We start from the raw sequence: 13,688 nt of genomic DNA on the forward strand, positions 1-13,688 counted from the left end.
CCGCACTTCGACTATAGCTTCGCCGGCGGCGGATTGAGCATCGCCAGCACGCCGCTTGCGACAATCAGCACCATGCCCAGCCAGACCGCGGCGGACGGCACATCGTTCCACAGCAGCACGCCGTAAAGCGTGGAGAAAGCCACCGTGGTGTAGGCCAGACTGGCCGACACCAGCGTGCGCCCGCCCTTGTACGCCGTGGTCATGCAGAGCTGGGCTGCGGCGCCGAACACGCCGACGCCCAGCAGCAGCGCACAGGTGCGCTGATCCGGCAGGTGAAAGCCGCCGTCGATCAGCGCCCACACGGCGCCGAACACCGAGGAGCAGAGCGAGAAGTACAGGACGGTGCGCCATTCCGGCTCACCCAGCTGACCGAGGTCGCGTACGCTCAGATAAGCCATCGTCGCGATCATCCCCGAAGCGAGGCCGCACAGGCCGCCGACCCACTGCTCGCTGTCCAGCGTCGGCTGCAGGACCAGAACGACGCCGGCAAAGCCGGTCACCAGCGCCAGCGCGACCGGCTTCGACAACTCTCCACTGACGGTGAAGCCCAGCCAGGCCGCCATGAACAGCGGCGAGGTGTAGTTCAGGGTCACGGCCGTGGGCAAGGGCAGCAGCGCGATCGCCTGGAAATAGAGAATGAGCGAAATGGCCCCCGACACGCCGCGTTTCAGATGCATTGCCGCGTGCGGCGTTGCGAACGACGCGCCGCGCAGGCGCATGACGGCAGCGATCAGCGCCAAGGAAATGAAGGCACGGTAGAAAGCGATCTCGGAGGCGGGCAGCGCCTCGCTGGCCAGCTTCACGCAAACGCCCATGGACGCGAACAGCAGGCTGGCCGCCACCATCCACAAGGACTTCACGACGCCTGCTCCGGCAAGAAAACGGGGCACCGAAGTGCCCCGTCACGCCCGCTGTACCGTGCTGCGCTCAAAGATAGTCCACCATTTCGCGCCGGTACCACTCGTGGAAGTGCTGCATGCCGTCTTCCATCGGCGACTGGTAGGGGCCGACCTCGGAACGGCCCTGCTTCATCAGCGCGCGCCGGCCAGCGTCCATGCGCTCGCCGATCTCGTCGTCCTCGCGCGCCGTTTCCATATAGGCCGCGCGCTCGGCTTCGATGAATTCGCGCTCGAACAGCACGATCTCTTCCGGGTAGTAGAACTCGACCACATTCATCGTGCGATCGACCGACTGCGGATACAGGGTGCTCACGACGAGCACGTGCGGATACCACTCGACCATGATGTTCGGGTAGTAGGTCAGCCAGATCGCACCGTGCGGCGGCACTTCGCCCCGGTAGAAGTCGAGCACCGCGCGGTGCCAGCGCTCGTAGGCCGGCGTGCCAGGACGCGCCAGACGGTTGTTCACGCCGACGCGCTGCACCGAATAGTCGCGCGCGAACTGCCAGCTCAGGTCCTCGCAGGTGACGAACTTGCCCAGCCCCGGGTGGAAGGGCTCGACGTGGTAGTCCTCGAGATAGACCTCTATGAAGGTTTTCCAGTTGTAGTTGCACTGGTGCATCTCGACGTGGTCGAGCATGTAGCCCGAGAAGTCGAGCGCGGGAGCGACCTCCATGCCGGCCAGATCGGCGGCGATGTCGCGCTTTCCGGAGAACAGCAGTCCCTTCCAGTTCTGCAGCGGCTCGCGCTTCAGGTTCAGGCAGGGCGTGTTCGGGAAGTGTGGCGCGCCCAGCAGTTCGCCACGCGTGTCGTAAGTCCAGCGGTGCACCGGGCAGACGATGTTTGGCGTGTTGCCGCGCCCCTTCATCATCAGGGCCTGACGATGGCGGCACACATTGGACAGCAGTTCGATGCCGGCCTCGTTGCGCACCAGCATCAGCGCATCGTCGGCCCAGCCGAGGGTGTGATAGTCGCCGACGTTCGGCACCATCAACTCATGGCCCACATAGCCCGGTCCGTTGTCGAAAAGCACGCGCTTCTCGAGTTCGAACAACGGCTGATCGAAGTACCAGGAAACCGGAAACTGCGATTGCGCCGGTTCAAGACGGGTAATGGACTGTATATCGGACATTCCCCAACCCCCGAAGTCAAAGTTGGAAAACCGCGTGCCTGCCATCGCGGACCCCGCGGCGCAGGGATTCATGCGACCACGGACGATGCACGCAAACGCGTGACAAAGCCGGGCAGTATAACCACTTGCGCGTTTGACCGGCTGATGTGGATCAGCTATTTTTCAGAGTTTGCCCGACGCCCCAATCAGCATGACCAGAAAAGCAGAAGCGGCTTCCGCACCCGCCAGCTTCGAGCAGGCGATCGAAGAACTCGAAGCCATCGTGCGTGCGATGGAGGACGGCAAGCTGCCGCTGGACGGTGCGCTCGAACGCTACCAGCGCGGCGTCGAACTGGTGCGCCATTGTCAGACCGCGCTCAGCGCGGCCGAACAGAAGGTGCAGATGCTGGAGGACGGTCTGCTGCGCGACCTGCCGGTTGGCGATGGCGATCATGACTGACGCCGTACCCTCTTTCGCCGACTGGGTCGCTGCCGTCCAGACGCGCACTGAAACCGCACTCGACCGCTTCCTGCCCGCCGCGGCGGTAGCGCCGTCACGACTGCACGATGCAATGCGCTACGCAGTCCTTGGCGGCGGCAAGCGCGTGCGTCCGCTGCTCTGTCACGCCGCCGGTGCGCTGTCGGGCGCCTCGAGCGCGGCACTCGATGCCGCCGCCTGTGCGGTCGAACTGATACACGCCTATTCGCTGGTACACGACGACATGCCCTGCATGGACGACGACGTGCTGCGCCGCGGCAAGCCTACCGTGCACGTGCAGTACGACGACGCCACCGCGCTGCTGGTGGGCGACAGCCTGCAGTCACTCGCTTTCTTGCTGTTGTCCGAACATTGCGACGTCGCCGCCGACACCCGCGTCAGGATGGTCAGCCAGCTCGCCATCGCGTCGGGGTCGCGCGGCATGGCCGGCGGGCAGGCGATCGACCTGGCTTCGGTCGGTATCGCGCTTGGCGTGGCCGAACTCGAGTTCATGCACATCCACAAGACCGGCGCCCTGATCCGCTGCGCGGTCCGCCTCGGAGCCGCCTGCGGACAACTGGACGTAGACGCACAGGCGCGACTGGACCACTATGCAGGTACTGTCGGCCTTCTTTTCCAGGTGGTCGACGACGTGCTCGACTGCGAGGCCAGTACCGAGGCACTCGGCAAGACCGCGGGCAAGGACGCCGCCGCGAACAAGCCGACCTACGTCAGCACGCTGGGACTTGCGCGCGCACGGGAGCGCGCGCGCGAGCTGCACGCCGAAGCGATCGACAGCCTTTCACCCTTGGGGGACGAGGCGCGTCGCCTGCGCGAACTGGCGGATTTCGTGCTGACGAGGAAACACTGATATGGACAGATCCCTGCACACGATGAGCGCCTACCCGCTGCTGGAAACGATCGATTCGCCGGCCGACGTCCGCAAACTCGACAGCCGACGGCTTTCCCAGCTCGCCACCGAACTGCGCGCCTTTCTGGTCGAATCGGTATCGCGCACCGGTGGACACCTGTCGTCCAATCTCGGCACGGTGGAGCTGACGGTGGCGCTGCACCACGTCTACAACACACCCGACGACCGCATCGTCTGGGACGTCGGTCATCAGACCTACGCGCACAAGATACTCACCGGTCGTCGGGAAGGCATGGCGACGCTGCGTCAATACAAGGGCGTGAGTGGCTTTCCGCGCCGCTGCGAAAGCACCTACGACACCTTCGGCACGGCGCATTCGTCGACCTCGATCTCCGCCGCGCTGGGCATGGCCATCGCCGCCCGCGCCCTGGGGCAGAAGCGGCACAGTATCGCGGTGATCGGTGACGGCGCGATGACTGCCGGCATGGCGTTCGAGGCGCTGAACAACGCAGGCGTCGAGGACGCCGACCTGCTGGTCATCCTCAACGACAATGACATGTCGATCTCGCCGCCCGTCGGCGCACTGAACAAGTACCTCACCCGCCTGCTGTCCGGCCACACCTACAACGCCGCCCGTCGCGCCGGCGCCAAGGTGCTCGAGATCGCGCCGTCGCTGCGCGAGTTCGCCAAGCGCGCGGAAGAACACGTGAAGGGCATGATCACGCCGGGCACGCTGTTCGAGGAATTCGGCTTCCATTACTACGGCCCGATCGACGGCCACGACCTCGACGCGCTGATCCCGACGCTGGAGAACCTGCGCGAACTGCCGGGCCCGAAGTTCCTGCACGTGATCACGAAGAAGGGATACGGCTACAAGCTGGCCGAGGCCGACCCCATCCTCTATCACGGCGTCGGCAAGTTCGATCACCATGCCGGCATCCAGACCGGCAAGAGTGGCGGCAAGCCGACCTACACTCAGGTGTTCGGCGACTGGCTGTGCGACATGGCCGCCCGCTGCGACAAGCTGATGGCGATCACGCCGGCGATGCGTGAAGGCTCGGGCATGGTGCGCTACGCCGCCGAGTACCCGCAGCGCTATTTCGACGTGGGCATCGCCGAGCAGCACGCGCTCACCTTTGCCGCCGGACTTGCCTGCGAAGGCATCAAGCCGGTGGTCGCGATCTATTCGACCTTCCTGCAGCGCGCCTACGACCAGCTCATCCACGACATCTGCCTGCAGAACCTGCCGGTCATGATGGCGCTGGACCGCGCCGGTCTGGTCGGTGCCGACGGCGCCACCCACCACGGCGCCTTCGACCTGTCCTATCTGCTCTGTCTGCCCAATCTCGTCGTGATGACGCCGAGCGACGAGAACGAATGCCGGCAGATGCTCTACACCGCGTACATGCACAAGGGGCCCACTGCCGTGCGTTACCCGCGCGGCAGCGGCCCCGGCGTGGTACCACAGGACACGATGACCGCATTGCCGATCGGTCGCGGCGAACTTCGGCGCACCGGCGAGGGTGATGCCGCCCTGCTCGCCTTCGGCGCCATGCTGACGCCGGCGCTTGCGGTTGCCGACGAGTTCGACGCCAGTGTTGCCAATATGCGCTTTGCCAAGCCACTGGACGAAGCCCTGGTGATCCAGCTCGCGCAGAAGCACCGGCTCATCGTCACGCTGGAGGAAAACGCGCTGATCGGTGGCGCCGGCGCGGAGGTCGAGCGGGTGATCCACAACGCCGGCCTGTCCTGTCGCGTGCTGCGCATCGGCTTGCCCGATCGCTTCGTCGATCACGGGGATCCGGCATTGCTCTACGCGGAAGTCGGGCTCGACGCAGCTGGCGTGCGCGCCCAGCTGACCGCTGCACTACAGGCGCTCCCGCGCTGAACGCCCGGCCTCGGCGAAGATGAAAGCCCGGCACTGCCGGGCTTTTTTTCGTGCGTCGCAGCTTGAGTAGGGCAGAACCCGATGTTAATCTACATGCAACAAATGATCATGTAGAGAAACCAGGGGTTCAGCATGAATGCTCGCGATCCGCACGCCATTCCCGACGTCCAGAACACGCTGGATCCGCGCGAGCTGCCGATCGAGAAAGTCGGCATCCGCGGCATCCGTCACCCGATCAGCGTGCGTGGCCGCGATGGCTGGGTACAGGGCACCGTGGCCAACTGCGGCCTCTTCGTCAGCCTGCCTGCCCATCTGAAGGGCACGCACATGTCCCGCTTCGTCGAACTGCTGAATGGCCTGGACACCCCGCTCGCCCCCCCGGCCTTCGAGGCTCTGGTCCGTGCCATGCTCGATCGTCTGGAAGCAGACAGCGGCGAGATATCGCTGCGCTTTCCCTACTTCCGCCGGAAGTCGGCGCCGGTATCGGGCGTACAGAGCGTGCTCGATTACGAGGTCGGCTTCACCGCCCGTGTCGGGTCGGACGGCGGCTATACCTTCACGCTGCGCGTGCTGGTACCGGTCACCAGCCTGTGCCCCTGTTCGAAGAAAATCTCGCAGTACGGCGCACACAATCAGCGCTCACACGTGACGATCGAAGCCGTCATCGAAGGCAATTTGATGGTCGAGGACCTGATCGACATCGTCGAGCAGGAGGCCTCCTGTGATCTGTACGGCCTGCTCAAGCGTCCGGACGAGAAGTACGTGACCGAGCGCGCCTACGAAAATCCGAAATTCGTCGAAGACATGGTGCGCGACATCGCCGCCCGGCTGAACACCGAGGAAAGGGTGCGCGCCTATACGCTGGAAGTGGAGAACTTTGAGTCCATCCACAATCACTCCGCCTGGGCACAAGTGAGTGCCGACAAGCGCCAGACGCGCGTGCAATAAAAAAGGGACCTCGCGGTCCCTTTTCTATTGCTGCCAGCCGGATCTCAGGCTGCGCTCTTCGGCGCGCTGCGCTTGGCCAGCTTTTCCTTGATGCGCGCCGACTTGCCCGAACGCTCACGCAGGTAGTACAGCTTGGCGCGACGCACGTCGCCACGACGCTTCACTTCGATCGACGCGATCAGCGGCGAGTAGGTCTGGAAGGTACGCTCGACACCTTCGCCGCTGGAAATCTTGCGGACGATGAAGTTCGAGTTCAGGCCACGGTTACGCTTGGCGATCACGACGCCTTCGTAAGCCTGGACACGCTTGCGGTCGCCTTCGACCACGTTCACGTTGACGATGACGGTGTCGCCCGGCGCGAAGTCGGGGATGTTCTTGCCCAGACGGGCGATTTCTTCCTGCTCGAGTTGCTGGATCAGATTCATGTCTTGACTCCTGGTCTATGGCATTGCCTTGCCGCAGAGCACGTTTGCCGTGATGCGTGCGTTTGTTGAGGGAACGGCGTAACGACCGCCGTCCGCGTACTGCAAAAAACTACTTCTCTTCCTGCGCCAGCAGATCCGGGCGACGCCTGCGTGTCAGTTCCAGCGCCTGCTCGGCGCGCCAGCGACGTATCCGCGCGTGGTCGCCGGACAGCAACACCTCGGGCACCGGCCTGCCGTCCCAGACTTCGGGACGGGTGTAGTGCGGGCAATCGAGCAGCCCGCCGACGAAGGAATCCTCGACCGCGGACGCTGCATCGTTCAGCGCGCCCGGCAGCTGACGGATGATCGCGTCCATCAGCGCCATCGCCGGCAGCTCGCCACCGGACAGCACGAAGTCGCCCAAGGACAGCTCCAGATCGACGTCGCGGTCGATCAGCCGCTGATCCATGCCCTCGTACCGACCGCAGAGCAGTATCAACGCCGGTTCCGCCGCCAGATCCATCACCCGCCGGTGCGTCAGGCGCTCACCGGCCGGCGAGAAATGCACGACCTTGACCGGTGCCGGATGACGCGCTTTGCAACTTGCGATCGCCTGGGCCAACGGTTCAGCCAGCATCACCATGCCCGGACCACCGCCGTAGGGTCGGTCGTCAACGGTGCGGTGCGCGTCCGTCGCGAAATCGCGCGGATTGGTATGCCGGACCTGCCACAACGATCTTTCCATCGCCCGCCGCGTGATGCCGCTGCGTTCGATGGCTGAAAACATTTCAGGGAACAGCGAAATCACCTCGAAGGTGACCGGCCGCCCCGCTTGCACACCACTTACCACTGCGCGTCCCATTCGACACGCACGACCGCTGCTTCGCGGTCCACGTCCTTCACCACCGCCGAAACGAAGGGGATGAGGCGCTCTACCGCCGGCTTTGCTGACTTTTCTGCCCCGGCCGCGTCATCGACCACGACCAGCACATCGTTCGCACCGGTTTCCAGCAGCCGGTCTACACGGCCGAGCCGCACGCCTGACTGATTGACGACGTCGAGGCCGATCAGATCGCCCCAGTAGTACTCGTCATCTTCCGTATCCGGCAGATCGTGGCGCTGAGCGGCAACGTACAGGCCAACAAGCTTTTCCGCCGCGGTCCGGTCGTTGCAGCCCTCGAAGCGGACGATGGGCCCCTTGGCCTGCAGCTTGAAGCCATCGAGCTTGAGCTCGCGCCAGAGCTCAGGCGCGGCATCCGCATCGGCGCTGACCAGCCAACGCTCGATGACCTTCCAGGACTGCGGATCGTCGCCAAAGGCCTGCAGATGCAACCAGCCCTGCACGCCGAACGGAGCGGCAATGCGCCCCAGTACGACCATTGCTTCGGAAACGTGCTTGATCAGGCCGCCTGCTGCTTGACCAGACGGGCAACCGTCGGGCTCAGCTGGGCGCCGACGCTCTGCCAGTAGGCCAGACGTTCGGCGTTGACCGACAGGCTGGTGGTGCCTTCAGGAGCGACCGGGTTGTAGTAACCGACGCGCTCGATGAAACGACCATCGCGACGATTGCGCGAGTCGGTGGCGATGATGTTGAAGAACGGGCGCTTCTTGGCACCCCCACGCGCGAGGCGAATAACGACCATTACGATTCCTTCGAAACGAGGAAAACCCGCGATGTTAGCGAAGTACCGGAGTTATCGCAAGGACTGCCCGCCAGTCAGCCTACCGGGTTCTGCTGCCTGAGTACGACCTGCTGCACCAGCGCACGCAGGCGGGCCGGACGCACCGGCTTGTGCAGTACCGGATAGCCACGCGCGGCGGCCATGCGACGAACCTGCGGATCGGTGTCGCCGGTCACCAGCGCGGCCGCGATGTCGCCGCTCTGTTCGGCCAGCAGCGCGTCGAGCACGTCGATACCGCTGGCCACGGCAGCCAGGCGGAAGTCGCACAGGATGAGCGACGGCACCTTGTCGCGCTGTCGCATCATGTCGCGCGCTTCCGAGAGGTTGGCCGAGCAGAGCACTTCGCACCCCCAGGATGCCAGCAGGCCGGCAATGCTGGTGCGCGACCCCGGGTCGTCATCGATCACCACGACGAACACTGACAGGGGCGTCTGCAGCGGCTCCGGTTCGCCCGTCTGATGACGCCCCACCGGCCCGGCGACGACCGGCACTTCGATTGAGAACACCGAGCCGCGCCCCGCTCGCGAGCGGATGGCCACGTCGTGCCCGAGCAGACCGGTCAGCCGGCGCACGATGGCAAGACCCAGGCCGAGGCCCTGCCCGCGTGCCCGCGCCGGGTTCTGCAGCTGATAGAACTCCTCGAAAATCATGTCGTGCGCCTCGGGCGGAATACCCGGCCCCGAGTCGCGCACCTCGATCACCGCGCTGGCGCCGCGCCGTCGTACGACCACCAGTACGCCGCCGCGCTGCGTGTAGCGCACCGCGTTCGACAGCAGGTTGATCATGATGCGTTCGAGCAACAAGGGGTCCGACTCGACCCACAGATCGGTTGCCCGGAGCTTCAGCCGCAAGCCGCGTTGCAGCGCATCGGCGGCAAAGTCCTCGACGATGCGGGCAAGCATGGGCTGCAGCGGAAATTCCGACCGGCGCACCGTCACGCCGCCGGCGTCGAGCTTGGACATGTCCAGCAGTGCGTCGAGCAGATCTTCCATGGCGCCGACCGATTCCTCGATCTGCCGGATCAGCGTGCGGTGCTCCGATCCACGCAGGCGCTCGGCCAGTTCGGCCACGAACAGTCCCAGCGCATGCATCGGCTGCCGCAGGTCATGGCTGGCGGCGGCGAGGAAACGCGACTTCGCATGATTGGCGCGCTCCGCTTCGTCGGTGCGGCTGCGCAGCTGGCGGGTGGCGTCCGCAATCCTTGCCTCGAGTTCGTCGCGTGCGCGCAGCAAGCGCTCGGCCATGCCATTCACGCCTTCGGCCAGCACGCGCAGTGAACCTCCGCCAAATACCGAAACGCGCGCGGTGAGGTCCCCCTCGCCGATGCGGCGCACCGCGCGCGACACTTCACGCACCGGCCCGGTCACCGTCTGGCTGATGCGCATCGCGAACGCACTCGCTGCCAGCAGCGCAGCGGCGACGACGATGGCCGTCGTGACGATGAAATCACCCTTCATCGCATCGACCCGGTGGCGCGACACCTCGACCAGCACCCAGCCCACCGGCTGCCGATCGGCCGGCATCTCGCTCAGACCGTCGAATACGTCCGGATCGTCGAGTACCGCACTGCGCAGTATCGGCTCGACGAACATCAACGAATGTTCGAGCTCGATCAGCGCAAGCCCCGCCGGGCGCCTGCCCGGCACGTAGGCTTCCGGACTGAGTTCGCCGCCGGACACCACGAGGTCGCCATCACGACTCGAAACCATGATGCCGCTTACGTCGCGCTCGCGACGCGCCGCTTCGATCAGCGACACCAGCGACTCGGTATTGCCGGAAAACACCCCGTAGTCGGCAGTGGCCGCCACTTGCCGCGCAGTCGCGCGCCCGCGCTCGACCAGACCATTCTCAAGTTCGGCCAGCCGGTGCAGCACCATCCAAATGCCGGCCGCGATGCCGAACACGACGACCGGCGCCAGCGCGACCAGCAGCACGCGTTGCCGAATGCCCCAGCGTTTCATGGCAGTCGCTCCTGGCGGACCAGTTTGTCGCGCAGCGCGTCGCCATCCTCGATGCGAAGCCCGAGCGAGCGCGCGACGTGCGCGTTGACCGACACGGTGAAATGTCGAGGATGGCGCGGCGTCGGCCAGGTGCGCTCGCGCATCCAGAAGGCGATCGCGTCCGCCGTCTGGCGGGCGATCTGCTCCGGCGTCGAATACAGGGACATGACGGCCCCGGCACGCGCATACGCCGCCGAGAAGCCGACCACCGGCACGCGCGCACGAAACGACGTGAGCAGAAGATTGCGTATGGTTCCCGCGTTATGCACCTGCGGATCGGGCAGCGCCAGGAAGACATCGGCGTTGTCGAGCACCTGAGACAGCGCCGCGAACAGCGACGACTCGCCGGTGAAACTGCCGCTCGAAATCTGCATCGAGGTGCCGGCAACGGCGTTCTTCAAGGGCTGCAGGCGCTCCGGGTCGGCGGCATCGAAGAGCACGCCGATCCGTCGGGCCTCGGGCAGCGCGATGCGTATCAGGTCCACCTGACGGATGAAGGGCTGATCGATGTGTATGGCCGACCAGCGGCGCGTGTTGCCCGCGGCCAGCATCGACTCGAATGCGCTCTGCGGCACCAGCACGCTGAGCACGGGCGTGGGCACGTCCGCCTGCACCACAGTGCGCAGGGCCCCGGCACCGACTGCGATCACGGCGTCGTGCGCGGTCAGGGAGGCGGCATTGAAATCGTTCCGCGTCGCCACTGCCAAGGAGAAACCGCCGCGGGCGCTGCGCTCGTTCTTCAGCGCCTCGGCAAATTCGCCATAGGCGCCGCCCGGCTCGCTCAACAGCACGAGCACGGACGCCGCCTGCGCCAGCCCGCACAGCAGCAATGAACAGAGCATCAAGAGCATGCGCACGGCGAGGCCGATGCGGCCGACGCGTGTCATTGCGGAGAACGAGTGTATTGACGCCAGCACTCGCGCGCGGGGCAAGCCCGATGGGAAGGGAAGACGCAACGAGTATGCAGCAAGGGCGTCCGGCGCATCATCATCCGAAGGGCTGATGATGCGCACCTGCCGACGATCAGCGCTGGCCGAGCGCCTGCGCGATCTGTTCCTGCATGCGCCAGGCCGCCGCCGCCGGATCGGCCGCGTTGCGGATCGGCCGCCCGACCACCAGGTAGTCGGCACCGTTGGTCAGCGCCTGCGCGACATCGACCGTGCGCTTCTGGTCATCGACCGGGCGATTCTCGACCGGCCGGATGCCCGGCGTCACCACCAGGATGCGCTCGCCCAGTTCGGCGCGGATGTGCGGCGCCTCCAGCCCCGACGACACGACCCCGTCGCAGCCCGCGGCCAGCGCGCGCCGAGCGCGCGACAGCACCAGCGCATCGACGTCGCAGGCAAAGCCCAGATCGTCGAGGTCGCCCCGATCCAGGCTGGTAAGCACGGTGACGGCGAGTATCTTCAGCGCCCCCTTGTCGGCGCCGGCGGCTTCCATGATGGCCTGGTTGCCGTGAATGGTCGCGAAGGTGGCACCGCTCGACGACAGAGCGCGTACCGCGGAGCGCACAGTTTCGGGCACATCGAAGAACTTCAGGTCGACGAAAACCTTCTTTTTTCGTGCGATCAACCAATCGAGCAGTTCGAAGTAGTTGCCGCTCATGAACAGTTCGAGGCCGATCTTGTAGAAGCGGACGGCGTCACCGAGCTGGTCGACGATGGCACGCGCCTGGTCCGCAGAGGGCACGTCGAGCGCCACGATGAGCCGATCGGCGGGGTCGATGGCGGCCTTGGACTGGACGGAGGAATTAGGCATGTTCATGGTGCGGACGGAAAGTGAGGCGTATGGCCTGCGCAGACAAAACACGAGTTTACTAGAATCAGCGCTCTACACGTCCTTGCGCCCCACCCCGATGTCCGCCCCCGCCCCCCTTCCTGCCGCGCCCGACAGCCTTTTGCGCTCGGCAAAGACCGGGGATCCATTGCGGACAGTACTCGACTGGCTGGCAACACCCGCCGCCGGCGATCCCGGGCACGAGGCGGCCGCGCTGGCCACCTGCCTCGGCGTGCTCGCCCAGGCGCGCATGGACGCGCCGGCGCGGGTACGCGTGCTCGACATCTTCCATGACCGCGCGCTGGCCTGCGCAACGGCACTGAAGCCGCAGCTTGCTGCCAGCGGACTGCCGGTGCAGGCCACGCTGCGCGATGCGGCCGATCTGCTGTGCGATGCGCTGATGCAGATTGCGCGCAGCTATCTCGACGCACTGCAGGCGCGCGCCGCACACAAGCCGTCGCGCGCTGCAGGGCACGCCATGCTCTGCCTGCTGGACGTCTATGCCCTGCGCACGCTGACCGCAGCTGACGTACCGCCAGGCATGTGGACGACGGCGCACGCCCTGCTGATGCACGCCCGCATGATGGCCACGCCGGCCACCCAGATCGCCGGCTCGGCGGACGCCGAACAGCTGCACCGCGAATTGATCGCGCTCGAACTGGCGCAGCCGCCGCACCTCGCGCCAGCCGATTTCTTCAACATCGCCGACTACGTGCGCAGCTATTCGGGCGCGGTACAGATCCAGTCGAACCCGCCGCATCGCGACCTCGACTCGTGGTTCTGGATAGACGACGAGCACGATCACGGCCCGACGCCGCTGCTGCGGGCGGCGCCCGATCCGGAACGCGGTCCGCACATCCTCTACTGCTCCTGCCAGCGACTCGGTCAGGTGCTGGCCCATCATCTCGACCTGATCGACGAGGGTGGCAACGTTGCCGACATGTATCTGCCCGCCTGTCTCGGTCAGACGCGCACGCGACGTCTGCTGCGCCGCCTGCAGGCGCGCTGGATGGCGATGCCGCGCCGGCAGCATGCACGGCGCGAACGTGGCCAGGCGATACGCATGCTGATCGGTTTCGACGCCATCTGGCACCTGCTTGAACGGCGCGATCCAGCCGCCGACTGGGACAACCAGACCACCGGCTGGACCTTGCTCAACGACAGCCCGAACGGTTTCGCGCTGCGCCTCGACACCGGCCCGACCGGCCTGATCCGGCCCGGCCTGCCGGTGCTGATCAAGGGCAGCGGCAGTCGCAACTGGATGATCTGTGTCGTGCGCTGGGCGCGCAGCGCCAGTGCGGGCGCCATCGATGTCGGGGTGGAACTGCTCAGCCACGGCGCCCAGGCGGCGACCGTCGTGTTCGAGGCATCGGGGTCGCGCGCCGCCGTCCCCGCGCTGCGCCTTCCGCCGCTCACCAGCCACCGTCCGCACCCCTGCATCATGCTGCCGCCCGGCGAGGCCAACGGTCGCGACCTGCTGATTGCGCACAATTCCGGTGGCCGCTACCGGCTCGGCGACGCTCGCCTGTCCGATCTCGACCTGCAGACGCAAGCCTTCGAACTGTTCGAAATCGAGGAAATGAGCGCCAATACGAGCAGTGGTCGATCCGATCCTGCCAGCCGCCCCTGAG

Annotated in this window: 14 protein-coding genes; 5 read left to right on the forward strand and 9 right to left on the reverse strand. The window is 65.9% G+C overall.

The genetic code is table 11. The features are described from left to right. Positions 1–11: 11 nt before the first annotated feature. Both WDZ97_RS10805 and WDZ97_RS10810 read right to left on the reverse strand, forming a co-directional pair. Entirely contained in the window at positions 12–860 is an 849-nt protein-coding gene (locus WDZ97_RS10805) for a DMT family transporter (RefSeq protein WP_304004066.1), read from the reverse strand. Positions 861–927: 67 nt separating this feature from the next. Next, positions 928–2,031: an aromatic ring-hydroxylating oxygenase subunit alpha gene (locus WDZ97_RS10810; RefSeq protein WP_304004065.1), complete on the reverse strand. Its 1,104-nt coding sequence runs from the start codon at positions 2,029–2,031 to the stop codon at positions 928–930. Between the two features lie 190 nt (positions 2,032–2,221). Here WDZ97_RS10810 and xseB point away from each other — a divergent pair, with 190 nt between their 5' ends. From xseB to folE2, 4 genes are all read left to right on the forward strand, one after another. Further along, positions 2,222–2,470 carry an exodeoxyribonuclease VII small subunit gene (gene xseB / locus WDZ97_RS10815; RefSeq protein ID WP_019919397.1) on the forward strand — a complete coding sequence of 83 codons (249 nt, stop codon included), beginning with the start codon at positions 2,222–2,224 and terminating at the stop codon, positions 2,468–2,470. Beyond that, positions 2,463–3,359, forward strand: coding sequence for a polyprenyl synthetase family protein (locus WDZ97_RS10820; protein ID WP_425762748.1), 897 nt, complete (start codon positions 2,463–2,465; stop codon positions 3,357–3,359). The genes xseB and WDZ97_RS10820 overlap by 8 nt, the downstream gene beginning before the upstream one ends. A 1-nt stretch (position 3,360) precedes the next feature. Continuing rightward, positions 3,361–5,247 carry a 1-deoxy-D-xylulose-5-phosphate synthase gene (gene dxs / locus WDZ97_RS10825; RefSeq protein WP_304004061.1) on the forward strand — a complete coding sequence of 629 codons (1,887 nt, stop codon included), beginning with the start codon at positions 3,361–3,363 and terminating at the stop codon, positions 5,245–5,247. Positions 5,248–5,379: 132 nt separating this feature from the next. Then, a complete protein-coding gene (gene folE2 / locus WDZ97_RS10830) occupies positions 5,380–6,195 on the forward strand; it encodes a GTP cyclohydrolase FolE2 (RefSeq protein WP_304004060.1) in 816 nt (271 codons plus the stop codon). A 44-nt stretch (positions 6,196–6,239) separates the two neighbouring features. Here the strand turns inward: folE2 and rplS are convergent, their stop codons facing one another. The 7 genes from rplS to pyrF form a co-directional block, all read right to left on the reverse strand. Continuing rightward, positions 6,240–6,620, reverse strand: a complete 381-nt coding sequence (rplS, locus tag WDZ97_RS10835) for a 50S ribosomal protein L19 (RefSeq protein ID WP_019919401.1) — start codon at positions 6,618–6,620, stop codon at positions 6,240–6,242. 109 nt (positions 6,621–6,729) lie between these two features. Next, on the reverse strand, positions 6,730–7,461 hold the full coding sequence (gene trmD / locus WDZ97_RS10840) for a tRNA (guanosine(37)-N1)-methyltransferase TrmD (protein WP_304004057.1): 732 nt from the start codon (positions 7,459–7,461) through the stop codon (positions 6,730–6,732). Next, positions 7,443–7,979 (reverse strand): ribosome maturation factor RimM, encoded by a 537-nt coding sequence (gene rimM / locus WDZ97_RS10845; RefSeq protein WP_425762749.1) that lies wholly within the window; start codon positions 7,977–7,979, stop codon positions 7,443–7,445. Before rimM ends, trmD begins: the two co-directional genes overlap by 19 nt. 20 nt (positions 7,980–7,999) lie before the next feature. Continuing rightward, complete coding sequence (gene rpsP, locus WDZ97_RS10850; protein ID WP_019919404.1) at positions 8,000–8,242, reverse strand: 30S ribosomal protein S16; 243 nt, start codon at positions 8,240–8,242, stop codon at positions 8,000–8,002. 74 nt (positions 8,243–8,316) lie between these two features. Further along, positions 8,317–10,242, reverse strand: coding sequence for an ATP-binding protein (locus WDZ97_RS10855; protein WP_425762750.1), 1,926 nt, complete (start codon positions 10,240–10,242; stop codon positions 8,317–8,319). Next, positions 10,239–11,294 (reverse strand): ABC transporter substrate-binding protein, encoded by a 1,056-nt coding sequence (locus tag WDZ97_RS10860; protein WP_304004053.1) that lies wholly within the window; start codon positions 11,292–11,294, stop codon positions 10,239–10,241. Before WDZ97_RS10860 ends, WDZ97_RS10855 begins: the two co-directional genes overlap by 4 nt. 10 nt (positions 11,295–11,304) lie before the next feature. After that, a complete protein-coding gene (pyrF, locus tag WDZ97_RS10865) occupies positions 11,305–12,039 on the reverse strand; it encodes an orotidine-5'-phosphate decarboxylase (protein WP_304004051.1) in 735 nt (244 codons plus the stop codon). A 166-nt stretch (positions 12,040–12,205) separates the two neighbouring features. Here pyrF and WDZ97_RS10870 point away from each other — a divergent pair, with 166 nt between their 5' ends. Continuing rightward, positions 12,206–13,687, forward strand: a complete 1,482-nt coding sequence (locus WDZ97_RS10870; protein WP_425762751.1) for a hypothetical protein — start codon at positions 12,206–12,208, stop codon at positions 13,685–13,687. The last annotated feature ends 1 nt before the right edge of the window (position 13,688 follow it).

The sequence above is a fragment of the Methyloversatilis sp. MC4-4 genome (genome assembly GCF_049843555.1).
In the GTDB taxonomy this organism is placed as follows: Bacteria; Pseudomonadota; Gammaproteobacteria; order Burkholderiales; family Rhodocyclaceae; genus Methyloversatilis; species Methyloversatilis discipulorum_B.

Excerpts from the sequence above, each read along its gene's own strand:
- WDZ97_RS10810 (WP_304004065.1), bottom strand. The coding sequence starts at position 2,031 with ATGTCCGATATACAGTCCATTACCCGTCTTGAACCGGCGCAATCGCAG.
- xseB (WP_019919397.1), top strand. The coding sequence starts at position 2,222 with ATGACCAGAAAAGCAGAAGCGGCTTCCGCACCCGCCAGCTTCGAGCAG.
- WDZ97_RS10820 (WP_425762748.1), top strand. The coding sequence starts at position 2,463 with ATGACTGACGCCGTACCCTCTTTCGCCGACTGGGTCGCTGCCGTCCAG.
- dxs (WP_304004061.1), top strand. The coding sequence starts at position 3,361 with ATGGACAGATCCCTGCACACGATGAGCGCCTACCCGCTGCTGGAAACG.
- folE2 (WP_304004060.1), top strand. The coding sequence starts at position 5,380 with ATGAATGCTCGCGATCCGCACGCCATTCCCGACGTCCAGAACACGCTG.
- rplS (WP_019919401.1), bottom strand. The coding sequence starts at position 6,620 with ATGAATCTGATCCAGCAACTCGAGCAGGAAGAAATCGCCCGTCTGGGC.
- trmD (WP_304004057.1), bottom strand. The coding sequence starts at position 7,461 with ATGGGACGCGCAGTGGTAAGTGGTGTGCAAGCGGGGCGGCCGGTCACC.
- rimM (WP_425762749.1), bottom strand. The coding sequence starts at position 7,979 with ATGGTCGTACTGGGGCGCATTGCCGCTCCGTTCGGCGTGCAGGGCTGG.
- rpsP (WP_019919404.1), bottom strand. The coding sequence starts at position 8,242 with ATGGTCGTTATTCGCCTCGCGCGTGGGGGTGCCAAGAAGCGCCCGTTC.
- WDZ97_RS10855 (WP_425762750.1), bottom strand. The coding sequence starts at position 10,242 with ATGAAACGCTGGGGCATTCGGCAACGCGTGCTGCTGGTCGCGCTGGCG.
- pyrF (WP_304004051.1), bottom strand. The coding sequence starts at position 12,039 with ATGCCTAATTCCTCCGTCCAGTCCAAGGCCGCCATCGACCCCGCCGAT.